At 45.2% G+C, this 26,350-nt stretch carries 19 protein-coding genes; 11 read left to right on the forward strand and 8 right to left on the reverse strand.

Annotated features, from left to right (window positions below; genetic code table 11):
* Positions 1-66: 66 nt before the first annotated feature.
* The gene (gene cmk / locus B9T20_RS01315; RefSeq protein WP_094489455.1) at positions 67-744 is read right to left on the reverse strand and encodes a (d)CMP kinase; all 678 of its coding nucleotides are present in this window, start codon (positions 742-744) and stop codon (positions 67-69) included.
* A 23-nt stretch (positions 745-767) separates the two neighbouring features.
* Positions 768-926 carry a hypothetical protein gene (locus B9T20_RS10155; RefSeq protein ID WP_199415208.1) on the reverse strand — a complete coding sequence of 53 codons (159 nt, stop codon included), beginning with the start codon at positions 924-926 and terminating at the stop codon, positions 768-770.
* A gap of 122 nt (positions 927-1,048) precedes the next feature.
* Here B9T20_RS10155 and hemC point away from each other — a divergent pair, with 122 nt between their 5' ends.
* From hemC to B9T20_RS01355, 8 genes are all read left to right on the forward strand, one after another.
* Positions 1,049-1,990 (forward strand): hydroxymethylbilane synthase, encoded by a 942-nt coding sequence (gene hemC, locus B9T20_RS01320; protein WP_094489456.1) that lies wholly within the window; start codon positions 1,049-1,051, stop codon positions 1,988-1,990.
* The gene (locus B9T20_RS01325; RefSeq protein WP_094489457.1) at positions 1,974-4,250 is read left to right on the forward strand and encodes a uroporphyrinogen-III C-methyltransferase; all 2,277 of its coding nucleotides are present in this window, start codon (positions 1,974-1,976) and stop codon (positions 4,248-4,250) included. Before hemC ends, B9T20_RS01325 begins: the two co-directional genes overlap by 17 nt.
* Entirely contained in the window at positions 4,247-5,575 is a 1,329-nt protein-coding gene (locus tag B9T20_RS01330) for a heme biosynthesis HemY N-terminal domain-containing protein (protein WP_094489458.1), read from the forward strand. Before B9T20_RS01325 ends, B9T20_RS01330 begins: the two co-directional genes overlap by 4 nt.
* Before the next feature lie 64 nt (positions 5,576-5,639).
* Positions 5,640-6,467, forward strand: coding sequence for a dihydropteroate synthase (folP, locus tag B9T20_RS01335; protein WP_094489459.1), 828 nt, complete (start codon positions 5,640-5,642; stop codon positions 6,465-6,467).
* A gap of 10 nt (positions 6,468-6,477) precedes the next feature.
* Entirely contained in the window at positions 6,478-8,382 is a 1,905-nt protein-coding gene (locus tag B9T20_RS01340; protein ID WP_094489460.1) for an ABC-F family ATP-binding cassette domain-containing protein, read from the forward strand.
* An 8-nt stretch (positions 8,383-8,390) separates the two neighbouring features.
* Positions 8,391-8,792, forward strand: coding sequence for a hypothetical protein (locus tag B9T20_RS01345; RefSeq protein WP_094489461.1), 402 nt, complete (start codon positions 8,391-8,393; stop codon positions 8,790-8,792).
* Between the two features lie 9 nt (positions 8,793-8,801).
* Positions 8,802-9,902: a toxic anion resistance protein gene (locus B9T20_RS01350; protein ID WP_094489462.1), complete on the forward strand. Its 1,101-nt coding sequence runs from the start codon at positions 8,802-8,804 to the stop codon at positions 9,900-9,902.
* Between the two features lie 15 nt (positions 9,903-9,917).
* Complete coding sequence (locus B9T20_RS01355) at positions 9,918-11,033, forward strand: hypothetical protein (protein WP_094489463.1); 1,116 nt, start codon at positions 9,918-9,920, stop codon at positions 11,031-11,033.
* On the opposite strand, the gene B9T20_RS01360 is transcribed toward B9T20_RS01355, so the two are convergent.
* A complete protein-coding gene (locus tag B9T20_RS01360; RefSeq protein WP_094489464.1) occupies positions 11,034-12,497 on the reverse strand; it encodes a hypothetical protein in 1,464 nt (487 codons plus the stop codon). It lies immediately after the preceding gene.
* On the reverse strand, positions 12,490-14,361 hold the full coding sequence (locus B9T20_RS01365; RefSeq protein ID WP_094489465.1) for a Na/Pi cotransporter family protein: 1,872 nt from the start codon (positions 14,359-14,361) through the stop codon (positions 12,490-12,492). The genes B9T20_RS01360 and B9T20_RS01365 overlap by 8 nt, the downstream gene beginning before the upstream one ends.
* 52 nt (positions 14,362-14,413) lie before the next feature.
* On the opposite strand from B9T20_RS01365, the gene B9T20_RS01370 reads away from it, so the two are divergent.
* Complete coding sequence (locus B9T20_RS01370) at positions 14,414-15,433, forward strand: FUSC family protein (protein ID WP_094489466.1); 1,020 nt, start codon at positions 14,414-14,416, stop codon at positions 15,431-15,433.
* Here the strand turns inward: B9T20_RS01370 and B9T20_RS01375 are convergent.
* Complete coding sequence (locus tag B9T20_RS01375; protein WP_233491478.1) at positions 15,427-16,569, reverse strand: hypothetical protein; 1,143 nt, start codon at positions 16,567-16,569, stop codon at positions 15,427-15,429. The genes B9T20_RS01370 and B9T20_RS01375 overlap by 7 nt on opposite strands.
* A gap of 112 nt (positions 16,570-16,681) precedes the next feature.
* On the opposite strand from B9T20_RS01375, the gene yccS reads away from it, so the two are divergent.
* Positions 16,682-18,805, forward strand: a complete 2,124-nt coding sequence (gene yccS / locus B9T20_RS01380; RefSeq protein ID WP_094489468.1) for a YccS family putative transporter — start codon at positions 16,682-16,684, stop codon at positions 18,803-18,805.
* Position 18,806: 1 nt separating this feature from the next.
* Here the strand turns inward: yccS and B9T20_RS01385 are convergent, their stop codons facing one another.
* The 3 genes from B9T20_RS01385 to fumC all read right to left on the reverse strand — a co-directional run bounded on the left by B9T20_RS01385 (position 18,807) and on the right by fumC (position 22,708).
* The gene (locus B9T20_RS01385) at positions 18,807-20,036 is read right to left on the reverse strand and encodes a sugar transporter (RefSeq protein WP_094489469.1); all 1,230 of its coding nucleotides are present in this window, start codon (positions 20,034-20,036) and stop codon (positions 18,807-18,809) included.
* A gap of 102 nt (positions 20,037-20,138) precedes the next feature.
* Positions 20,139-21,188, reverse strand: a complete 1,050-nt coding sequence (locus tag B9T20_RS01390; protein WP_094489470.1) for a 2,3-butanediol dehydrogenase — start codon at positions 21,186-21,188, stop codon at positions 20,139-20,141.
* Positions 21,189-21,313: 125 nt separating this feature from the next.
* Entirely contained in the window at positions 21,314-22,708 is a 1,395-nt protein-coding gene (gene fumC / locus B9T20_RS01395; RefSeq protein WP_094489471.1) for a class II fumarate hydratase, read from the reverse strand.
* Positions 22,709-22,889: 181 nt separating this feature from the next.
* On the opposite strand from fumC, the gene B9T20_RS01400 reads away from it, so the two are divergent.
* The gene (locus tag B9T20_RS01400; RefSeq protein WP_094489472.1) at positions 22,890-26,288 is read left to right on the forward strand and encodes an FAD-dependent oxidoreductase; all 3,399 of its coding nucleotides are present in this window, start codon (positions 22,890-22,892) and stop codon (positions 26,286-26,288) included.
* Positions 26,289-26,350: the final 62 nt, after the last annotated feature.

Genomic DNA, 26,350 nt, shown 5'->3' on the forward strand with positions numbered 1-26,350 from the left:
CAAATTGACCGGTTAAAATTTAAAAAATAAAAAAGGTAATAATTCCTTATCACCACCCGACTGATGCTAGCCCACCAATTGACGATCTTTTGCCAACTGCCAAACCTGATCAAACACCTCTTCTTGCGTACAATCTGATGTGTCAATGATCACAGCATCCTGAGCAGGCACAAGTGGAGAGGCTGATCGGTTTTGATCACGTTCATCTCGCGCTTTAATCTCGCTCAAAATCTGCGCAATATTAACAGATTCATTCACGCTGATCAACTGTTTATATCGACGATCGGCGCGAACTTCTGCCGTTGCCGTTAAAAATATTTTAAGGGGCGCATCTTTAAAAACTACGGTTCCCATATCGCGCCCATCGGCGATGAGCCCTGGCATGACGGCACAATCCCTTTGATAATGAAACAGCGCATCACGCACTTTAAGATGCTTTGCAATGATGGATGCACTGCTGCCGGTGGTTTCCATGCGTAAACGCTCTGTGACATTCTCATCGTTAACGAAGATCTCAACGCCTTTCTCCGTTGGATTAGCGCGCATGGAAAATTGATCTTTCATGGCCACCAATGCATCTTCATCGTCTAAATCAATCTGATGATCCATCGCAAAAATGGCATATGCGCGATAAATGGCACCTGAATCTAATAAGTGCCAACCGAGTTTTTGGGAAAGTGTTAATGCGAGCGTGCCTTTGCCGACGCCGCCCGGGCCATCGATGGTGATGATGGGAACTGTCATGCTTGTCCTTTGTGTATTGTCAATCATAATTGATAAGCGCCGCCCATGCGGATGCTGCCATACATTTGTGCACCGCTGCCACCTGTGACATTCACATCACTTTTCGGTGCAACGCCAGATGCGCAGCCCGATGCTAAAATTGCAGTCATCACAACGGCTAAAGTGAGTAACCATTTTTTCATGTTGCCTCCTTACATTCGCTTGATCATACCTAAAGCGCCATTATATAACTAAGGCTATAAGTTTTGCTCCAATTATTGTATTCTATGTCCGTTATACCATTTTTATATGAAGAGAATGTGAGATGTCTTTAAAAACCCTAACAATTGCAACTCGAGAAAGTCCGCTCGCACTATGGCAGGCTGAACATGTGAAAAGTAAAATCCTAGAATTTTTCCCAGAGATGGATGTTCAATTACTCGGCATGACCACCAAAGGGGATCAACTGTTATCCTCTCCGCTCAGTAAAATTGGCGGCAAAGGTTTATTCATCAAAGAATTGGAAGTTGCGTTATTAGATGGCCGAGCAGACATTGCTGTTCACTCCATGAAAGACGTACCGATGGCAAAAGAGCTGCCTGAAGACTTGATTGTCCCGGTTGTGATGAAGCGCGAAGATCCTCGTGATGCTTTGGTGAGCAATCACAATTACACCATCAAAACATTGCCACAAAATGCTGTGGTGGGTTCATGCTCATTGCGTCGTCGTGTGCAATTGATGGCGCTGCGCCCAGATTTACAACTCAAAGATTTGCGCGGCAATGTCAATACACGTTTAGCGAAATTAGATGCCGGCGAATTTGATGCCATCATTTTAGCCACCGCTGGCCTTAAACGTTTAGGGTTTGACCATCGCATCAGTGAAGAGATCTCTCAAGACATTTCCTTACCCGCCGTTGGCCAAGGTGCCATTGGCATCGAATGCAATCGCAACAACGATGAAGTGCGCCAAATCATCTCCCTATTAAATGATGATGATACTGCTGTCTGTGTGGCTGCAGAGCGCGCCTTTAATGCCACTTTAAATGGCGGTTGCCAAGCACCGATTGCAGGCTATGCAGAGCTCACAGAAAAAGGGCTATGGATTCGTGGTTTAGTGGGCAACATTGACACCAATGAAATCATCTATGCAGAAATGGTGGGCGATCCTTTAGATGCACAGAATTTAGGGCATCGCTTAGCCCAAGAGCTGCTCAGTAAAGGCGCCGATGAGTTTTTAAGGAGTATTTATGGCGAAAAAAAATAAAAAAGCCGCACTCAAAAAAAATGCAGCGCCGGTTTTAGCGCCTGAAGTCAACGTTCCATCTGTTGATTTAAAACAGTTGGGCGTTGTCATCACGCGCCCGGCGGATCAATCTGAATTTTTAGTGAATCAAATCAATGATCATCATGGTCATGCACTCAATGTGCCTTGCCTTGTCATTTTAGAGCCCCAAAATACAGATGCCGCCACAGAAGGCTGTACACAAGCTGCACAATCCAGTGATTATTGGGCCTTTACAAGCCCAAATGCTGTGGATTATGCCGTGCGTTTTGGCTTGGATTTTTCATTAAAAACGCCATGCATTTCCATCGGTGCTGGCACAACTAAGCGTTTAGAAGCCTTGACTGATGCTCCGATCATTCAAGGAGATGCGCCATACACTTCTGAAAAGCTTCTAGAAAAGCTCAGCACTTTGGATTTAACGGGCAAAACCATCACCATTTATAGTGGCGAAGGTGGCCGCCGCTTATTGGCCGATGCCATGACAGCGATGGGCGCCATCGCACAATATGTGGATGTCTACCGCCGTGATCGTCCGACGCAGATTGATCTCACCGCCGTGATGGATTACGCAAAACACCATCCGGTAACGATTTTAGTCTCGAGCCAAGAAGCCTTCGCCGCTTACCATGACGCGGCATTTTCAGTGGACGCTCACAGAACAGATCGCCCATTGATTGTGGCAAGCGAGCGCCTTGCCGATTATGTCAGAACGCTTGGTTACATTCACATCATCACAGCGCCATCCGCTGTGAGTCAAGACATGTGGCAAGCCTTGGTTGAGGCTGCCCCACACTTGCTTTTATCCACTTTTGATTCAACCCCTGAGGATTCATCCATGACTGAACCGAATGATAAAGAGACCACACAATTGCCAGAGCCTGAGCTCAATGTGGCGAACACTGTCGATGCTGTCAAAGAAGAACAACCAGAAGTCAAGCCTCAACACGTCACACAACCTGCCCCTGCCCCACAATCAGGCAAATCTTTGTCCTTATTAGCCCTCGCGCTTGGCGTTGTTGGCATTGGCGTTGGTGCGTTTGCATTTTTACAGGTCTCAGATGAAAGCACACGTACACAAGAACTCAATCGTACAATTGTGCAACAAAAAACAGAACTTGAAAATTTGTCCAATGCTTTGACCAATCTTCAAAAAACTGTGGCCACTGAACGCGGTCAATCCTCTAATTTTACAGATTTAAGCGATGCCCAAAAGCAACAGCAACAAAATCTCTTAGCCTTGCAGCAGCGCGTTGGCACGTTAGATTCAGCCATTAGCAATCTACAAGCGGACAGCGGCACAGCGAGCAATCGCTACAATCAATTGAAAGATCATATCCAACAATTTGAATCGGTGGTTAGCAATTTAGATCAATCCATCACGCACATTGGTAAAATGGCCAATGATGCGCAGTCGGATGCTGTAAAAACGCAAAACCGTTTGACGTCTCAGCTTGTGGAAATCAACAGCAAAATCGCTGCATTAAACACATTAGAAGAGCATTTATCTGCCAAAACAGACATTGACCTTTTAAACTTAAGCCAAGCACAATATTTACTGAATTTAGCCAACTTTAAACTCACCTTTGAAGAAGACACCACAGCAGCTGTGAACATTCTTAAAGAGGCCAGTGAGCGTTTGATGGCAACTGCCAATGCCAAATTCAGCGAAACCAATAATCTCATTCAAAGTGAGATCGTCAAATTACAAGAGATCCCAACCATCAATCGTGCTGAATATGCCACGCGCATTCAACATTTGATTGATGCTGTCCCTGGCATTGACACCAAATCTGACGACATTTTAGGTGAGCTTAAAAACAGCTTTAAATCAGAAGTGGATAAAGAGGCCGCCAATGATGATCCGAATGCCAAACCTTGGTATTCCAAAGCTGTGGATAAAATCAAACCTGTGTTCATTGTGACCCAAGAACGCACAGCGGCGCCTGAGTTAATGTCCATCACTGATGAAGTATTATTAAAGCAAAACATGCAAATGCAATTGACCACTGCACGCTTAGCGTTATTACAGCATCAAGCCGTGACGTATCAAGAATCTTTGAAGGCTGCACGCACATTGCTCACCAACTACTTTAGCCCGAATGATGAAACTTATCATCAAGTGTTAGCGGCGCTCAATGAGTTGTTGAATGTGAATGTTGCCCACGACAATCTCAACATCGATCCGATTTTAAAATCCTTCGATGCCTCTATGTTGAACTATAGAGGAGAAGGATTATGATGCGTTTTTTCAAAGCATTGGGCTGGTTTTTAATCCCCTTTGCCCTGGCCATTTTCTTATTTCTCTTGGTGGAAAAAGATCCAGGCATGGTGATCATCACCGGTAAAAACCTATTTACCCAAAAAGATTTCTCATTGATGATGACCCTTTCAGGCTTCTTCTTCAGTGGCCTCATCTTTTTTGTGGTGGGTTATGTGTTATTGCGCTTTTTGTTCAGAGTGATTGGTTTGCCAAGCTTTTTAAAACGCAGTGCAGATCTAAGAAGCGAAAAAAGCGCGAGCCGCAAAATGTCCCGCGCCGAATTGGCCATGCTTGAGAATAAGCCTGATTTAGCCGAAGCACTCCATTTATCTGCCGCTAAAAGCAGCCCCAATCCAAGTTTTTGTTACATTGGTGCAGCGCGCGCAGCACAAATGCAAGGCAAAACAGAACAACGTGATCAATATTTGCGTGCCGTTGAAACATTGAGTGATACACACAATCGTTTACATGCGGGCATCATGATGGGTGAGCTTCTCAATGAATGGGATGCGCCTGAAAAAGCGCAAACTGTCCTTGAGCGCATTCGCCAAGAAAAAGGTGATCATCACCGCATTTTGGTGGCATTGGCCAAAGCATATGAAAAACAAGGCTTATATGATCAACTTTATCAAATCATGCCGGCGCTTCATAAATCATTGCCCAAAGATGAGCGCTTAGCCATCGAGCCTGAGCTGTATGTGGCTTTGATTGATCACATTGGCGCTGAACACAATGGCAATAAACTCAAAGCGTTGTGGGAAGTGATTCCAAACAACATTAAAGTAACGCCAAGCGTTGTGGTCAATTATGCTGAAAAACTTTTGTATGCCGGCAATGTCAATGAAGCGGAAGAAGCGCTGCGTTACTCGTTGAAAAAAGAGTGGAATGATTTGGTCATCACGGCATATGGTCATTTATACACAGGGGATTTTAAAATCTACATCAAACATGCCAAGCAGTTTGCGACGCAGCATCCTGACAGCGCTTATGCTGCCCTTGCTGTGGCAAGATTGTATTATCAAACCAAGCAATTAGAAGAGGCCTTAACGGCACTTCAACAAGCATTGGCCATTGATGATCAAATCCCTGAAGTGCATCACTTATTGGCTGAAATTTTATTGGAGCAAGGTGAGTTTGAAAAATCTGCCTTAGCCTTCCGTGAAGCGGGACGATTGTCCTATGCCAAACCTTCTGCTGAATTACTGCAAGTGGAAGGTGAGCTGATCTCGCCACAAGATGTAACCTCACTGCCTGAGAAGGTCACGGGTGATGTCACAGAAGCACAAGTGACTGAATCTAAATAAACACTGATTCATCCATGCAACCTTCTATGATTCATAGAAGGTTGTCTTTTTTTAGGAGATGACAATGACTCACGCGAGTCTCTCTGAATTATTACATGCCCCCGAACCCATCATTATGGGGATTGTCAATGCCACGCCGAACTCCTTTTCTGATGGTGGCGATTATTTTGCTGCAGAAGATGCCATTATGCGCGCCCATCAACTCGCTGCTGAAGGTGCGGTCATCATTGACATCGGTGCAGAATCCTCCAACCCCAAAGCATTGCCAATCAGCAGTGATGAAGAAATTGCCCGCTTAATGCCTGTGGTTTCTGCCCTTGTGGGCAAACTCCCTGCCCTGATCTCCATTGATACCTATCATCCAGAAACGATGGCGGCCATGGTGGATTTAGGTGTCGACATCATCAATGACATCAATGGTTTTCGCGATGCATCGGCCATTGCTGCGGTGGCACATGCGGATGTGGATTTGGTAGTGATGCATTTAGATCAACCCATCGATGCCATGCATACAGAAACCGAGCATACGGACATCACGCAAAGCATCATCGACTTTTGCCATGAGCGCGCTACAACATTGGCTGCTCATGGCATAGAGCAAAGCCGCCTGATCTTTGATCCCGGCTTTGGCTTTGGTAAAACCACAGCGGAGCAAATTGAGCTGTTACAAAAATTGGAACAGTTAACTGCCCTGCCATTTCCGATGCTCATTGGCTTATCACGCAAACGCCTCATTGGCCATTTAACGGGCGTCCATGATGCTAAAGCACGCATTATTGGCAATGTGAGTGCTGCACTTTGGTGTTTGACAAAAGGCGCGAAAATTTTACGCGTTCATGATGTCAAAGCCACACAAGAAGCCTTCGCCCTTTGGCAACAACTCTCTAACTGATTGATAAAAAATGATAGATTTTAACCAAATTACCTTACGTGTTGGCACCAAAGTGCTGATCGAAGATTTCTCCATGCAGATTCACAATAAAATGCATGTGGGCTTAGTCGGCAAAAATGGGACCGGCAAAACTTCCCTCTTTAACCTAATTTTAGGACACTATGAAGCAGATAAAGGCAATGTGCACATTCAGCCGCATTTGCAAATGGCGCATGTGGAGCAAGAGATTCGCAACATTGATCAAACGGCGTTTGATTATGTGCTCTCTGGTGATGCTGAACTCATTGAACTGCGTCAAGCTGAACACAAAGCATTGGCTGCCAATGATGGGATCGCCATCAGCCACATTCATCAAGAACTTGAACGCATCGATGGTTACCGAGCAGACAGCCGCGCGGCCGCTTTAATGACGGGATTGGGATTTGATCCTGAAGATCTTCATCAACCGATTGCCCATTTCTCTGGCGGTTGGCGTATGCGCTTGAACATCGCGAAAGCCTTGATGTGCCGCTCTGACATTTTGCTTCTCGATGAACCCACAAACCATTTGGATTTTGAAACTGTGGTTTGGTTAGAAAATTGGCTCAAAGGTTATCAAGGCATTTTGATCATCATCTCCCATGATAAAGAGTTTTTAGATCACACTTGTAATTACATTTTGCACCTTGAGCAGCAAAAGGCAAATCTCTACAAAGGCAACTATGCAGATTTCCAACGCATGCGCGCAGAGAAATTGATCTTGCAGCAAACCATGTATGAGAAAAATGAGAAGACCAAAGCCCATTTAGAGAACTTCATTCGCCGCTTTGGCGCAAAAGCCACCAAGGCAAAACAGGCGCAAAGCCGCGTCAAAGCCTTGGCAAAATTGGCAGACATTGCGCCGGTTGTCGCCACCAATGAATTCACCTTTTCATTTTTAAAGCCGGATCGTTTACCGGATCCGCTGCTAACCATGGACAATGTTGCCATCGGTTATGAAGTGGGCAAACCCATTTTAAACAATGTGAACCTCACATTAACGCCCGATACACGCCTTGGTTTACTCGGTAAAAATGGTGAAGGTAAATCCACCTTGATTAAAGCGATTGCCGGTCAATTGAGCATTGAAAATGGCGACTATACAGCTTCTGAGTTTTTAAACATCGGTTACTTTGCCCAGCATCAATTAGAATATTTGACGGTAACAGAATCGCCAATGTGGCACATTCAAATGCTTGATCCTTTAATCAGCACGCAAGAAATTCGTAATTTCCTTGGGCAATTTGATTTCCATGGCGATAAAGCCTTAGAAAGCATCGAGCGCTTCTCTGGCGGCGAAAAGGCGCGTTTAGCTTTAGCGATGATTGTCTATCAAAAGCCCAATTTATTGCTGCTCGATGAACCGACAAACCACCTTGATTTAGAGATGCGCGAAGCCATAGCCATGGCGCTGCAAGCCTTTGAAGGCGGCGTTGTAATCGTTTCCCATGATGCATCTCTTTTAGAGATGTGTTGTGATCAATTTGCCGTGGTGCGCAATCATCGTGTGAGCTTATATGATGGCGATTTAGAGAGCTATCGTACACAAGTGGTCACTGAACGCAGCAATGATGAGAAAAGTGCTGCGGGGACATCCACAGAATCCACTGAAGCGAAATTAGATTTCAATGAGCGCAAAAACCTCAATGCTCGCCTAAAGAAATTAGAGCGTGACATGCCAAAATTTGAAACACAAATGGCAAAAATTGAGGAAAAAATTGCCCAGTTAGATGACATTTTAGGCGACAGTGATACATACTTAACCAAAAGCCATGATGACATCCAAGCCTTGAGCGCACAAAAAGATCAGTATGCCGCTGAATTATCCGCTGCCGAAGAGGCTTGGCTGATGGCCAGTGATGAAATTGAAACCATCACCAATCAACTCAACGCATAGGAGATGCCATGTTCAATCAAGCTTTCATTGCCCGTTTATTGCGCTTAGTGGGCGCAGCCTTAGTGTTAAGCGCCGGCTATTTTGTCTATTTAGACAAAGAGCTCATCTACACAGATGCCACCATTGTGCGCTATGAGGGCGATCATCCGTGGGTACGCTTTGCAGCATCGCCCACAGAAAAGATCACCTATCAGCTCACAGAATCGATGGATACCACAACGCATCCGGTGGACAGTACACTTTTGGTTCGCTATCCGATGGGCGATTATGGTAAATTAGAGTATGTTTCCCCGGTAAAACAATGGGCTTTTTACATTGTATTACCCATCGGTTTGCTGCTGTTTTTCATCGGTGCTTATTTGACCATCAAAGTGCGCCGTGCTCAATTTAAACAACTGAATCAAAAATAAGGAACCACAATGAACGAAACTAAAAACGATCAAGCGATCATTGTCTCAGAAGAGAAAATCCTCAACGAATTGGCACCGAATCAAGCAGAGATCACCGCCATCAGCGAAACCATTAACATCAATGATCCCACGCAATTTTTAGCGTATGGTTCAAAGCCGATGGCAGAGATTGCCCGTTTTTCTGACACGTTACTCAACCGCGTGAAAACAAAAGATGCCGGCGAAGTGGGCAATCAACTCTCTAATTTGGTATTAAAAATCCGTGAATATGATCCTTTTACCAAAGAAGAGCAAGCCAGCGGTTTTTTAGCGAACATTCCTGTGATTGGCGGGCTCTTTCGTAAGGCTGAAAAAGTTAAAATTGATCACACCAATTTAACAGAACAAGTCGATGCCATCGCAAGCCATTTAGACAACTCTATGGTGCAATTGCTGCGCGATAATGAGCAGTTAGAATTATTGTATGCCAAAAATTTAGATTACTATCGTGATTTGGATCTTTTCATCAAAGCTGGCCAGCATCATCTTGAAAATGTCCGCACCCATGAGCTTCCTGCCCTTGAAGCTACGGCCAATGAGTCAAAAGATCTGTTAGATGCCCAAAAAGTGAAAGATTTGATGGAAAACATCAATCGCTTTGAGCGCCGCTTACATGATTTAAATCTCTCCAAAACCATTGCCATGCAAACTGCGCCACAAATTCGCATCATTCAAAACAACAATCAACAGTTGGCAGAAAAAATTCAAGGCAGCATTTTCTCCACTTTGCCGGTTTGGAAAAGCCAAATTGTGTTGTCGCTCTCCCTTCAAGAGCAAGAAAAAGCAGCCAAGCTACAAAAAGATGTGGCGGACACCACCAATGATTTGCTGCGTAAAAATGCCGAAATGCTTCAACAAAACAGCATTGCCACAGCCACAGAAGTGGAACGCTCCATCGTGGACATTGAAACCATCAGAGATGTACAAAATCGCTTAGTCAATACCATTGAAGAGACCATGAAGATCGCCACAGAAGCCCGTGAAAAACGCAAAGCTGTAGAGATTGAATTGTCACAAATGGAAGACAATTTGCGCGAACGCATCACATCTGTGGTGGATAAATACCAATAATTACTCGGAGGGATGATGAGTTATCAAGAGTCAGATCTGCCATTTCAACGCAAAACACACATCTTTAAAGTCACATCTGTGGAGACGCAAGATGGTCCCATTTTGCGCCAAGAAGAGATTGATTTCAGTCAAGCGTTGGTTAAGGGTGCGAAAACCACCGTCAAACGCATGCTCTTTCACAGCAAAGCATTTTTAGGTGGCATCACAGCCCAAGTGCTCAAACTCTTCATCCCAAGCAGCATTGATCCCTTTTATGGCGCCACGTTTTTATGCAACTATTTAGGGATCATCAGCCTCTTTCCCCTTCATAAAAATCATACCGCAACTTTGCTTGGCCTCATTGTGGCTGCTGCAACGGTTGTGGGTGGATTGTGGCCGGTGGCACTATTGTTTGGCGGTTTGACCACCACCATTATTGATCTATTGGATAAAGAGACGCGCAATACGGGCTTTTGGTTCACCATTCCGCTCTCTTTGTTAGCGCTGGCTTTTGCGAGCATTCAGATGCCCGCATCCATCTTGAGCGCCATGCCAATATGGATTTATGGCATCATTGCCCTTGCCATTGTTACAGGCTTCTTAAAGCCTAAAGCAGTGAAGCATTTGGCCAATCTTGCCCTGATGAAAGAGGATGAAAAGCGCAGTTATTTAGAGAACATTGAGCGACAAATGGCCGCACAACTTGCCAAAGAAAACGCCGCAAAAGAGGCGCGCTCCTATGCTGTTTTTGCCCGCCACATTGAGATTCTTCGCCTCATTGAAGAACACACAACGCAATTGCCCTATGATTTGGCCATCGTGGTGGAATCCATTGGCACAGAATCTGTGGACATTTTAAAAATCATGCAGCGCGATCCGCGCGATGTAATCGCAGGTGGACAATTTTTAAATCGCTATTTGCCCTTGATCCATCAATCCCTTGTGCGCTACAGCACCATCAAATCCTTGCATGACACACAAAGCATTGAGATGGACATTGATGCGAAAACGTTGCAATCACTGCGCGGCATTCAGCAAGCCTTTGTGCAGATTAAAAAGCAGCTGGCAGACAATGATGTCGATGATCTTAAAGTGGATCTCAACGTTATGGATAAACTCATTCGCGCCCAAGGCTTTGAGATCAAAGAGTGATTATTTTTTAGTAAAATCGAGCGGTTGGAGCACTTCTAACCGCTTAATGCCATGGACATTAAGCACAATGCGCACCAGTTCAGTGGCATGATTTTCTTGCCCTTCTTGATCCCCTTGAATGCGAATGCGCCGAATCATATAGACATGATAGCTCTTCTCTCCAAGCACCGGGGTTTCATCTTCCTCTAAAAAAGGGAGCTCTTCAAATGCCACATCGATGTAACGCAAAAAATCCGTCACATTAAAGCGCGTGATGTCCGCAATCGGAAAGCGGGTTTTTTCAAATAAATCCGGTTGATTGATGAGGTGCACCGTTTTTTTATAATACAACACATCCTCTTCGCGCTCATTGTTGAGTAAAATCTCCTCATACGTTTTTTGATGCATGATGCGCACATCTTCGGGCAATGCTGAATGGGAAATGAACCGAAACGATTCACGACAAATCCCAATGGGCTTTTTAATGCCTTGCTTATAGATGAGTAATTTACGATCCGGCAGCCAACGCTGAAAGATTTTTTGCAGCTTCTTTTTGCCGATGTCCTTAAAACGATCGCGGAAAATATACGCCACCACCATAATGAGCAGCACTTTAAAACTCAAAGTGTCATAACGGCCGCTTCGCCAATTGAACATGATGGCAAAGGTAAAAAGCATCGACACCGCCGCGATCATCGCATAAATGGTGTGCCAAATAAACGGGGCACCTTTGCGATGGCTGATGTCTAAAAAGAGATAACGATTGATGTAACGGCGCAGCGTGCTCCAACGATAGAGCACCTTTTCGTTGCTTTCGCCGGGCGTTGCGATGCTTTCAGGATAATTCTCCTCCCGATACATGATCTCTTCGCGCCAAACATCACTGATGGCACGGCGCAGCGGCATATTGCGTTCAGTGATGAGTTTACGCAGATAAAATGTGGTGACCCATGAGATGTATTCATCACAATATGCAAAGGCTTTTGAGACAATTTTGTCTTCAATCGCCGCACACAAAGGTTGCAATGAACGATACGCGGCAATGCTTGCTTCAATGTCAGCGAGCAGCTGCTGTGTGCCCGCTTCACTCTTTTGATTCGGCCCTTTTAATAAGCCCTTCACAGAGAGACGAAGGCTGCGTTTATAAGTCAAAGCGATGCGCTTTAAGGCATTTTCATAATCCGATAAATCCACCGTTTCTGTTTGCCAGGCTTCTAAATCCGCCTTTAAGGCTTCAATCACGCCATCGATTTTATAAAAACTTTTGAGCTTGTGGGTTGCGGGGCTTAAGCGCACATAATTTTTAAAAGAGCGGCGAAACTCTTCGGCGGAATATGATTGCGGATTGATCTGTAATGCCGCGGGTAAAAAGAAATAAGTCTCCACATGATACTTAATGTCTTTGGTTTTTGCGTGGTCAAACGAGACCCGCTGTTTAATTTCAAATTGTTTATGTCCATGAATCTTTAAAGATTCTTTAATCATCTACGATTTCCTTATCTGGGTGTTCAACATCATCATTGGCAAAGGGATATGTTTGGCTCTCAAGCGTTAATAACATGATGTCAAATAGACTTTTCACAAGACGGCGACAATAACTTAAATCATTCATCACAGAACCTGTATTAAAGGCATTGACTTTTTGATCACGCCCGGCAATGAAAATCTCATGGCGAAAGACGCGTTCAAACTGTTTGCCTTTTTCTAATTGCGCCTGAATCTCCTCAAGCAGATGCGCCCTTTTAACGGGATCACACAGATCCTCATCAAAGGTTTTGCTCAGTTCATACATCGCTTTTAAATTGGTGAGTAAGTAAAGTTTAAGGTCTTGGTAAAAAGTCTGCATGATGCCCTCTTTTGCCGCAAGATAACGGTTGAAGTTCTTTTGCAGATGGCGGCTTGATTTGACAGAATCCACCATAGACAGCACCACCATTTGACAATTGAGTAGGTACGATTGGTAATATTCCATCTCTTTAGCATCGGTAAAATGGATGCGGCTCATGTAAATGAGAATGTTGCCATACAATCCCTTAACATAATGATTATACAGCAAATTGGCATCCACCGCTGTGCGATCATGACTGTCTGCAAAGGCTGCTTCATTCACTTCCCCATCGGTCACATCTTCAAGAGAGATGTTCAATGATAAGCAGATCACCTCTGCACTCACTTCCCCTAAGTGGCGGATCTCTTGAAACACGGCGCCCATCGCCGCCGCGGGTACCGACAATGATGCTTCCAACAGATATTTGGATGTCACTTCTTCTTGATGAATGAGCTCTTGCGGCTCCACCAAGACCGGTGGTTTTTCTTCATCTTTGATGATGCGCTTTAATGCCTCCAATAATCTTGACTGCACGCCCCAAAAAATCGCAACACCCACGACATTAAAAAGCGTATGAAAAAGGGCAAGCTGCATCAAATCATTCAACATTAACCCATGGCCAATGGCATCAATCATTTGACGAATCGGACTTAACAACAATAAAATCACGACTGCAATCACCAAATGAAAGACCAAATGCGCCAATGCTAAGCGCTTACCATCTCGGCTTCCACCTAAAAAACCAATGATCGACGTTGAAACTGTACTGCCAAGGAGTGCACCAATTGTTAGGATGAATGAATCATTCAACGTGATTTGTGATAAATCAAGCGCCGTTAGAATCAACATAATGGTTGCATGGCTCGATTGCAGCACCATTGTGGCCAAAAATCCCACCGTTAATAAGATGAAAAATCGCCAAAATCCTACGATGTCAAACGAGGCAAAATCAAATTCCGTGGTGACATCTGAAAACCCTGTTTTCATGTGAGTGATGGCCAAAAAGATGAATGCAATGCCGATCACAACGCGCCCGAGCGCTTTACTTTTATCACCATTAAATGATGCCAAAACCCCCAAAATCAACAATGGATAGGTCAACACAGCTAAACTGACACTTTGTCCTGCCAGCGCCAATAACCAAACGCCGCTGCTTGAACCGATGTATGCCCCAAGCATAATGGTAAAGCCACCGGCAAGCGTGATGAGGGATGCATTAATAAAAGCAATGATCAAGAGCGAAACCACCGTGGTAGACTGTAGAACGATGGTGGAACCGGCACCAAAGAGCAACCCTTTCCAACGCTTTGCGGTGCTTTTTGCCAGGAGCTTTTCCAATTTACCACCGGCCAGTTGCTGTAAGCCATCGGTCATGCATTGCATGCCGAATAAAAAGAAGGCTAAGCCTGAACACAACTCTACCCAACTTGGATGACCCTGAAAGGAGTAGATCAAGACAGCAGCAATGATCAAAAAGATCACATGACGAATTTGATTTTTATCCATAGTTTTAATTGGCATTATAATAGTGAGTCCTCCATTGTATCGTTTATATTGAAGATTGACACCTGCTATGAAATTCATATCCCAAAACTTTTACTGCCGTGACAGCTTTGTCTTCATTGGCAGCATGTTCATCAGTGCATTGATTGTCTACCCTTTTGTGGGCATTCAAGGTGGCATCGCATGGACCTCATTTGCGGTGCTCTGTACATATTCCCTTTATACTGCAAACGAAGATCGCAGTAACTTTTGGTACATCCTCTTTTGGATGACGCTCATCATCTCAAGCACCTATGTGGGGCGATGGTTACACCTTTCATGGGGCTTTTATCTCTATCTGTTGGTGATTGCCTATTGTTACTACTACTTCTTTGGCCGCGATCCTGTGTGCGACCGTGCAATGCGTTTTATCATCATCTTATCCACCATTGGCACGACAATGCCGCATGTGACCAAGGGCTTGCCCCTTGGCTCATTGATCGGCACCCTCACAGCACTTGTGGTGTGCCATCTATTGATGCGTAAGCAATATGATCTCAAAGCCTTTAAACAAGGCATTTTCACCCATCATCTGTTTAAACTACAAACCAATCTCATTCCACGTGCGGTGATCTATAGCTTTGGGATGTTCGCTTGTTTACTCATTCCCCATTATTTGATGTTGGATAAAATCTATTGGGCAACTTTAATGTTCATCATGGTGTTGACACCAAAAGCGGACAATGTAGTGCACACAACCCTGCTGAGATTTTTAGGCAGTTTAGCGGCGGTGATTTTACTGTATGCCATTTTCCAAGTGGCGCATCACACCAATTTACACAATGACATGGCAACATTGGTGTTGATTCTACTCTTTATTTTTGCCTTCATTCTCCCAATGTGCTTTGGCAAAGACACCTTTATTGTCGCTTTTGGCACCACATGCTACAGCTTAACGCTCGTAGAGTTGGCAGGCTTTTGGCACAATCCCACATATACATTACTGATTGACCGCATCACCGAAACGATGATCGGTGGGATTGTGGCGATCATCGCAGGGATTTTACTCAAAGTGATGCGTGAACAAGGCGATCCGAATGATCATCATTGATCATTGAGCTTTTGCGTGATGTTCATGAACTCTTTACGCAACTCAGGATTGTCAAAAGGCACAATGCTCGGCACCTGCATGGTGGAAAAGGCTTTAAAATCCCGTTGGCTCTCTTGCATCAAAGACAACACATCAAGCGACACTTTAACGGTGGAATATGTATTGAGTGCAATCGCTTCTCGCGCTTTGGCCGCTTTTAAAATGGTTTTGGCATTGAGCGCTTGCACCTTTAAATAATCCATATAACGGTCAATGGCCTTCATTGCCAATTGATTGGCCTTAATGTTTTTTTGTAGCACCTTTTTCTGAGCGCTGTCTGCACCTTTAAGGAGGCGCTTTGCCTCTGCTAAACTGCGCTCTGCCTCTGTGCGATAAGCTTTAAGTTGCACCATGTAATTATTTTCAAGTTTATCAATGAAATCCGTTTGAATCTTCACCACCATACGGTGCAAAATGGTTGCCATGCCATAGTAACGCTTTACGGCATCAAAATCTTGCGCATTCGTTTCCATCAACGTTTGCAATTGCTCAGAAACGCTGATCGCACTGTTAAAGAGCACAATGGCGCGCACGGTTTCTTCACCGGTCACAGTGGTGTATAAAAACTCCAATTGCTCCGGCGTGAGATTAACGCCAATTTCACGAAGTGCATCGCTCATATTTTCGCGAAGCATCACCAAACTCTCTTCATATTGCGTTAGGTTTTGCTCATGGATTTCAATCAAACGATCATAATCGCCGCGCGTGGAGGCTGTCCAACCTTTTAAAGTATCGGTGGGCGTATATTTCATCAATGTGCTTGAATCTTCTGCCACTGCAAATAAGCGTTTTTCGCGCAAATCACGAATCACAGCGCGCTCTTTCACCATCTGCTTTTCCACTTTGAAATAATTTTCCCGCAATTTAACCAAATTTGGCAATTCTAAGCGGACAATCAAATCCCCTAAATAGTCATCAATGTCTGCATTTGCAGAAGCTTGATCACGCCCAAACCATTGATGCTCAGGCAATGTTAATGTTTCACTTAAGGCGCCTTCTGCTTTACTCAACAGATTCAATCCCTTATGATCTAATTGCGCCACACTCAACTGCCCTAAACTCATCCCTAACATCACCACACAACACCAACGACGCACCACACAACCTCCTAACATTTAATCAATTGATCATTATACCGATGATCAATCATCAATTTAGTACAAAATTCGCGTAAAATGGTGCCATGAAACATCTGGGAGATGAATTTCTATGAATATACCTTTTGAACATGTGCGTAAAATCTTTTACCACAGCAATCTATTGTTCAGCATTCGCATCATCATTGCCGTGCTTGGCAGTACGATTGTCCCCACACTTTTTGGCGACATTCGTGCCGTCATTCCCTTAACCCTTGGCGTCATTGCATCGGCCATTACGGACATTGACACAAGCCCAAAACAGCGCATCACCAACCTTGCCATTGTCTTAATCTGCTTTACCATCGCCACATTTTCTGTGGAGCTGCTCTTTCCTCACCCTTATTTATTCATCATCGGGCTTGTGCTGGCGGGCTTTTGCTTCACCATCATTGGGGCTTGGGGACAACGTTTTGCAGTGATCTCTTTTGGGACGCTCCTGATTTCAACCTACACCATGCTCGGCATTGGGCTTTATCACACGCCGCTTGTGCTCTCTTTATTGATGCTCGCAGGCGCTTTATGGTACGGACTCATTGCATGGATTGAATCGATTGTACAGCCGATTCGCACCACGCATGAATATCTACACAACTCTTTTTTAAGTTTGCGTGACTTTTTAAATGCCAAATCGCAACTGTTTGACCCGGATGAAACCGATGGGTTTGTCCTACAAACCAAAGAGCTCACGGCGCGCAATCAAGCATTGATTCAATCGATGAATCGCAGTAAATTCTCGCTCTTTAACCGTTTACGCGGTGATCAAGGCCACCGAAGAGTGCGCATTATGCTCAATTACTATTTTGTGGCGCAAGACATCCACGAGCGCGCCGCTTCATCCCATATGAATTATCAGATTTTAAGCAATCACTTAAAAAACAGCGATGTGCTCTTTCGCATAGCAAGGATCATGTCACTGCAAGCTGCGGCCTGTGAAAAAGTGGCCATCAGCATTAAATACCGTAAACCTTATGAGCACAATCCACTCTTTGAACGCTATTTTTCTGCCCTTGCCGACGCCATTCACCAATGCAAAGCGCCGCAATCGATCATTGTGGCACTGACGAACATCCACAAAAATCTCTATGAGATCGATCAACAGTTTAAACAGATCAACCAAGTCAATTACATTTCCCATGATAATGTGCACAATCATTTGGTGGAAAATGAGGTCACCACAATCAAAGAAGCTTGGCTGCGCATTCGGGAAAATCTCACGGTTAAATCTGCCCTATTTCGTCACTCTGTGCGCATCAGCCTGGTGTTTGCCATTGGTTATTTAATCGTGCAAGCCACCCATTTGCCTCATGGCTATTGGATATTGATGACCAGCCTCTTTATCTGTCAGCCGAACTATGCCACCACACAAAAGCGCGTCTTTTTACGCGTTGCGGGCACTGTTACGGGGATTTTGCTGGGTGTCTTTTTTGTGGCACTCTTTGACACGTTAACCACGCGCCTATTTGCCATCATCGTCTGTGCGTGGCTGTTTTTCCTCTTTCGCAATTCACGCTATGCCTTTGCCACTGTGTTCATCACGCTTTTGGTCTTCTTTAGCTTTAGCCTCACCGGAGAAAGCTCATTAGAAGTGGCTTATTCACGCATCATTGCCACATTGATTGGATGCAGTATTTCCTGGCTTGCGGTAAGTTTTTTATGGCCAGATTGGCGCTATCGAACATTGCCAAACCTTGTGCAAGCAGCGCTCAATGACAATGCCGCATATTTAAATCAAACCCATCGTCAATATTCTGTGGGGCGTTTAGATGATGTGGCGTACCGCTCTGCCCGCCGCGATGCCCATGATGATTCTGCCGATCTTTCTGCCCTCATCAGCATCATGTCCAATGAGCCTAAAGTCAATCATCAACTCATTGATCAAGCGTTCCAGTTTTTAACCCTCAATCATACGTTGATCAGTTATATTTCAACATTAGGGGTGCACCGAGCATCAAGTTTATCCGTGACGGTGCAAAAACAGTTTGATCAAACCTGTGATTTGATGGTCAAAGCCTTGCACCGCCATCAACTCAATGCCGATGATTACCACAATCATTGCCAAGCGCTCGAGGCTTTATTGCAAGCCCCTGAAACGCTCAGCGCGATTGATTATCAAATTCTGCAGCAATTGCAATTGATGTTACAAATCCTACCGGAGATGATCAAAACGGCCGATCATGTGATTCAATCGGCATAATTCAGTGAATGGCAACATCGTCCCTCGGTGTTGCCGCACTGATCATAAATTGCGCTTTATAATGCATAAATAGCCACATCGCTAAACCAAAGGCCACAAGGCTGATGCCAGCACCCACAAAGCCCAATGAATCAAGCCCAAGTTTTGCAATGACGATGTTGCCCACCAATGCGCCGCCACCGATGCCAATGTTAAAGATGCCAGAATAAATGGACATGGCCACATCCGTTGCATCAGCGGCTAAATCCAACACTTTAACCTGAAGGGCAAGCCCCACACAAATGCTCGCAATCCCCCAAATAAAGGACAACACAAAAAGCAATGCGCTCGAAGATGCCACGGGCAATAAAATCAAAATGCATACTGTGAGCACAATGATGGACACAGGCAAAAATGCCAAAGGATAACGGCCATTATAACGCCCAAAAATGTAACTGCCGGCAATGCCCGCAACGCCAAAAATCAAGAGTAAAAAGGTGGTGTAACTCGGTTCAATTTTAGCCACCTGTTCAGCAAAAGGTTCAATGTAGCTATAGACCGTAAAATGTGCGGTGACAAAAATCGCCGTCAGTGCAAAAATCCCCACCAATGCGGGGCGCTTAAATAAAATGGGTAAACTTTTTAAGGAGCCGGCATTTTCGCTTGGTAATTTGGGCAAAACGCGCAGCAAAATCACCAGCGTGATCAACGCAAGTCCGCCAATGCCTAAAAACGTAAAGCGCCAACCCACCATTTGCCCCACAACGCGACCAATGGGAATGCCAAGCACCGTTGCCAAAGCAGTGCCGGTGGCTAAAATCCCAAGGGCTTGAGATTTACGGCCAATGGGCGCAACCCGCACCGCAAGCGCCGCTGTAATGGACCAAAACAGCGCATGCGAAATCGCCACCCCAATGCGCCCGATGACCAATACTGTGAAAGACTCCGCCATAAAACAGATGACATGACTCAACACAAATACAAGGAAGATATAGAGCAACAAGCGCTTACGCTCCATCGCACCCACCATCAATAAGAGTGGCAAGGATGTCAGCGCCACCACCCATGCATAAATGGTGATGATGATGCCCACATGCCCGATGGACATATTAAAGTCCTGGCCAATGTCTGTTAACAGTGCAATGGGAATGAATTCTGTGGTGTTAAACACAAACGCTGCAAAGGCTAAACTCATGACGCCAAGCCATGCGCGATTGGTGTGTTGATTTTCTGTGATGGGCGCTTCTAACATCTTCGCTCCTTGTTGTTATGATCAATGCTGTCCACCCTAACAAAAAATCCCCGGTTTGCCTATGGCACACAGGGGATTTGACTCAATCATTGAAAAATCAAATTATTGTTCGCCGCTGAGGGTCACCAAAATTTTGGCTTGGGTTTTATCGGACACCAATGTTTCAAATCCCTCTTTGACAATCTCATCAAAGGCAATTTTCTTCGTCACAATCGGCGTTACATCCAATTGCCCAGATGCCATCAGATCAATCGTCTCTTGAAAGCTTGACGGTGAATAGGCAATCGATGATGTCACTTTTACGCCGGTATTGATGAGCTGCATCGGATGCCAACTGATGGGGGCAGCAAAAATAGAGATGATCACCATTGTGCCACGTGGGCGCGTGACATTGATGGATTGTTCAACCGTTTTCTCAACACCCGCCACTTCAAAGGCCACATCAACGCCACGTGGCACAATCTTACGCACGGCGGCCACCGCATCCTCTTTCCCTGAATTGATGATGTGGGTTGCGCCCATGGCTTTGGCCATCTCTAAACGGGAATCAGAAAGATCAAGGGCGATCACTTTGGTCGCACCACCTGCTTTAGCTGCGGCAATCGTCACCAAACCGATGGGGCCTGCACCAAACACCGCCACTGTATCGCCAAAGCGTAAACCGCCCTCTTTGACCGCTTGCACAGCCACTGCTGTGGGTTCAATCAACGCAGCCGTTTCTAAAGAAAGATGATCCGGCAGATGATACACCGCAGATTCAGGCACATTCACATAATCCGCAAAACCGCCATCACAATGTAAACCAATGAAGCTAAAGCCATCGTAAATGTCATCATACTCGCTGCGTTTGCCATGGGTAATCGTTGGATTGACAGACACACGGTCACCCACTTGATATTGAGTCACATTTTTGCCAACCGCTTGCACAACACCCGAAAATTCATGACCCATCGTCAAAGGCGCTAAACCGCCCGTTAAACCATCACGCGTTTTGGTGGGAATAAAGACAGGCCCTTCCTCAAACTCATGCAGATCACTGCCACAAATGCCTGCCCACGCCACGCGAATGGTCACTTCATGATCTTTTAAGGGCGCCAATGCTTTCTCTTCGATGCGAATGTCTTCGCGGCCATGCCAAACTGCTGCTTTCATAGTGATCTCCTATTTATCTTTATTATTCAGTGAGCTATCAGCTTATCAGATCCAAAAAATAAAAGCCGAAAGGATCACTTTCGGCTGATATTTGTCAATTCACATGACATCCAAAATCATGATGATTAAATGTTCCCCACCATTTTCTCAGGGATCACCCACGCATCAAACTCCGCCTCTGTGAGATAGCCTAATTCTAATGCTGATGCTTTGAGGGTTAAGTTTTTCTGATACGCATTTTTCGCAATTTTGGCTGCTTTATCATAGCCAATGTGTGGATTGAGCGCCGTCACCAACATTAACGAGTTATGCAATAAATGGTCAATGCGCTCTAAATTTGGCTCAATGCCAGCGGCGCAATGAATGTTAAAGCTGTTCATCCCATCGGACAACAAACGCACCGATTGCAAGAAGTTATGAATGATCATCGGGCGAAACACATTGAGCTCAAAATTCCCATTCATACCGCCAATGTTAATCGCCACATCATTGCCCATCACTTGGGCGCACAGCATCGTCATCGCTTCGCTTTGAGTGGGATTCACTTTCCCTGGCATGATGGAGCTGCCCGGCTCATTTTCCGGAATGCGAATCTCACCAATGCCGCAGCGAGGCCCCGAAGATAACCAGCGCACATCATTGGCAATTTTCATCAATGACGCGGCCAACCCCTTCAATGTACCGTGGGCATAGACTAAGGCATCCGTGGTGGCCAGTGCCTCAAATTTATTGGGTGATGTCACAAAATCAAGCTCGGTAAATTCAGAGATCACACGCGCCACATTCTCAGAATAATGGGGCGGCGTATTTAGACCTGTGCCCACCGCTGTACCGCCTAACGCCAATTCAGATAAATGCGGCAAAGCGGATTTAATGTGTTTTTCTGCGTTGTGCAACATCTCAACCCAGCCGGAAATCTCTTGCCCGAGCGTTAATGGCGTGGCATCTTGTAAATGCGTGCGGCCAATTTTAACGATCATTTTAAAATCATTGGCTTTTTTTGCGAGCACATTTCTAAGCGCTGCAAGTTCTGGCAATAAATGTTGATGAATGGCCACCACTGCCGCAATGTGCATTGCTGTTGGGAAGGTATCATTCGAGCTTTGGGATTTATTCACATCATCATTTGGATGCACAAGGCGCGCTTCCCCGCGCTCACCACCCATCAATTCGCTGGCGCGATTGGCGATCACTTCGTTAAGATTCATGTTCGTTTGTGTGCCAGAACCCGTTTGCCAGATGGATAATGGAAACTCGTCTAAATGCTCACCTTTAATGATTTCATCACACGCTTCAACAATGAACTGCGTTTTGCGATCATCCAATAAACCCGCTTGATGATTCACCAACGCTGCTGAGCGTTTAACAATCGCCATTGCGGTGATTAAATCTTTGGGCATTTTTTCGGTGGAGATTTTAAAGTTCTCTAAAGAACGCTGTGTTTGAGCGCCCCAAAGCTGATCTGCGGGCACTTTAACATCACCCATTGTATCTTTTTCTATGCGAAACGGTTGATCCATGGTTTCCTCCAAATTGATGTGAATGGATTAGGAACTTTAATGTAGCGCGATTTTATAAATAAGCAACCCCACGAAAATCGGCAATGATGACTTACATCTCAACATCTAATTAAATTTTTAGATACAATACTGCCTTATTCTATCTGTGCAAGACTTATGTAAATTAAATTAGGATGCCGAAATGACTGATTTTAACGACCTTTGGAGACCTTACGCGCTCTCTTTTGATGCCCTCAAAACGAAAGAAGGCTTAGTGTCGCTCGATGCGCTTTTTTTAAAAAGCTTATCACCAGAATTAAATAGTACAATCACCGCTTGGCGTAAAAATGCGCTCACGCTCACTGCAGTTGAAACCTCTGAGCTGCAATTAGAGATTGCTCGTCACCTCAACCGCTTCATCAGCGAGACATTAAAAATTGAAGATCACACCAATTTTTACTTTGAACAAGCGGCCGATGAAGCCATTGTCCTCGAGTTTAAAAATCGCTATGTACAACGCGGCGCAAAACGTTACAAGCAAGAGATCACCGAAAGTTTTGATGCCTTAACTGAACAAGTGATGGCAAAAAGTGGTGCCACGGCTGAGAACTTTGAATTTGCCCTCGCAAAATATGCCATGGCGCTTGAGGCTGAATCGAACGAAGAGAAAACCATCATCGAATGGGCAACACTTGCGCTCAATACCGATGAAGGCAAAGCATTGACGCAACATTGGGTCTCCTTTAAATTCCCAGAGCGCGTTGACCCACAAGCTTTAGTCAACAGCACAGAGATCACATTTAAAGGGATTCCTGTTAAAAAAGGGGATGGCAAAGATCGCCGCCGTGATGGTTTTCACCTCACCGACAGCCGCATGTGTGACCATGACATCGCGGGCGAAACCGATTACTGTAAATATTGCCATGATCATGATGGTGACTTTTGTAGTAAAGGCTTTCCGGTTAAAAAGGCACAACCTGAGCTCGGCTTAAAAAAAGATGCCTTTGGCAATACACAAACCGGTTGTCCACTGGATGAAAAAATCTCCGAGATGATCACACTTCGTAAGTCCGGCCACGTTGTGGGCGCCCTTGCCATGATCATGATCGAAAACCCTATGGTACCTGCCACCGGCCATCGCATTTGTAATGACTGTATGAAGGCCTGTATCTATCAAAAAACTGAACCGGTTAACATTCCACAAATTGAAACCAATGTGTTGACAAGTGTGTTGAATTTACCATGGGGCGTTGAGATTTATGACATTTTCACACGATGGAATCCATTAAAACAAACCGATTATCTCCCTACAGATAGCGCAAATCGTAAAGTTTTGGTTTCAGGCCTTGGCCCTGCCGGCTTTACCATGACCCATTATCTTTCCCAAGCCGGTTGCCATGTGGTGGCTGTCGATGGCTTAAAAATTGAGCCATTGCCTGAAGCACTCCTCAATGGCCCAGTAGAACATTGGTCATCTTTAGAAGAAGATTTAGCCAACCGTATTTTATATGGCTTTGGTGGTGTGGCCGAATACGGCATCACCGTGCGTTGGGATAAAAACTTCCTTCGCCTCATCTATTTAGTGCTTGCACGCCGTAACAATGTACAGATCTTCGGCGGCGTCCGTTTAGGTGGCACATTGATGTTAGAAGATGCCTTTAAAATGGGCTTTGATCACGTTTCCATGGCGGTGGGCGCCGGTTTACCGCGTGTATTGAACATTGAAAACTCATTAGCGCGCGGCATGCGTCAAGCGTCTGACTTTTTAATGGCGATGCAATTGACAGGTGCAGCGAAAGAAACCTCCCTCTCCACATTACAAGTGCGCATGCCTGCCGTGGTCATTGGTGGCGGTTTAACCGCTGTCGATGCCGCCACAGAGATGCAAGCTTACTACATCAAGCAAGTGGAAAAAGTCTTACACCGCGTGGAAACATTGGGTGAGGACGCTGTGCGTGCGAAACTCTTCACACCTGAAGATCATGACATTTTAGATGAATTCTTAACCCATGGCCGTGAAGTGAAAGCCGAACGTGAGCGCGCAGCCGCTGCCGGTGAAGCACCTAACTTTACGCCACTTTTACACAAATGGGGCGGCGTGTTGTTGGCGTATCGCCGCACAATGCAAGAATCTCCAGCTTATACCTTAAACCACGAAGAGATCACCAAAGCCTTTGAAGAAGGAATTTTCTATGGCGAATCTTTAAACCCAACGGGCGTGAATTTAGACAAATATGGTCACATTGAAAGCATCTCCTTTAGCAAAAATGGCGAAGCTGTCACCCTACCTGCACGTACAGTGTTAGTGGCCGCAGGAACATCACCAAATACCATTTACGCCACAGAACATGGCACCTTAGAAGTGGAAGATCAGCACCATTTCCAAGGTTATGATATTTTGGGCAATAAAGTGGCTTATGATCGTAGCAAAACTGTGAAAGATGATTTTGCACCGTTCACCTCTTTTAACCATAAAGACCATCGCGTTTCATACATTGGGGATACGCACCCAACATTTAATGGCAACGTGGTTAAAGCCATCACCAGTGCAAAACGCACTGCAGATCAAGTGATTGAAGCGATGAAGGCATTGCCCGCCAACCATGTGGATAATGCAGAGCTCAGCCGCGTGATGACAGAAGGTTTAACCGTCACCATTGAATCCGTGAAATTGGACAATCCTGCTGTTGCTGAAGTTTGGGTTAAAGCACCTTTTGTGGCGCGTAACTTTAAACCGGGGCAATTCTTCCGTCTACAAACGTATGAAGTCGATGGCCAAATTGTGGATGATACGCGTTTACAAATTCCACTCTTTACCGCATCGGGCACCGGCTCAAAAGATGATGCCATTCGTTTGATGGTGTTCCAATGGGGCGTTGCGCCGCGTTTGGTGTCACGCTTGAAAAAAGGTGACCGTTTGGTGTTAGCCGGTCCAACAGGCGCACCGACAGACATTCCAAGCAACAAAAATATCCTCATCATGGCTGGTCGCTGGGGCACTGCTATCATGCTTGACTTAGCGCCGGTATTGCGTGAAGCAGGCAATAAAATCACCTACATTGCAACCCTTGGCCAAGCCTCTGAAATGGATAAAATGGATGAGTTAGAAGCTAGCACCGATCAAATCGTTTGGTGTGTGCAAAAAGGTGAGAAAGTCACTGCGCGCCGTGCTCAGGACTCTTCTGTCATCGCCACAGACATGATCGAGCTTTTGCATGAGTTAGATAAAGATGGCGTGGTGGATTTATCCAGCATTGATCGCATGCTTGCGTTAGGTTCTACAAGCTTACTCAAAGGCTTACAAAAAGAGTTGTCAGAAGGTGGACGCTTAACGCCAATCTTCAAAGCAGATGTTGAAGTGATGGGCACGGTTGGCAGCCCGATGCAGTGCATGATGAAAGGTGTGTGTGGTCAATGTTTACAATGGCAAATCGACCCCATCACGAAAAAACGCACCAAAGCTGTGTTCACTTGCGCTGGGCAAGATCAAAACGTTAAAGAGATTGATCTTGATAACTTAACCGCACGCACCAGCCAAAACCGTTTATTAGATGTATTGAACGTGGCATGGTTTGACAACATCTTAAAGAAAATTGATTAATTTCATCATTGATTGAAGACAAAAAAGGGAGCCAAAGCTCCCTTTTTTATTAATATTACGTT

The sequence above is a fragment of the Wohlfahrtiimonas sp. G9077 genome (assembly GCF_002252155.1).
In the GTDB taxonomy this organism is placed as follows: domain Bacteria; phylum Pseudomonadota; class Gammaproteobacteria; order Cardiobacteriales; family Wohlfahrtiimonadaceae; genus Wohlfahrtiimonas.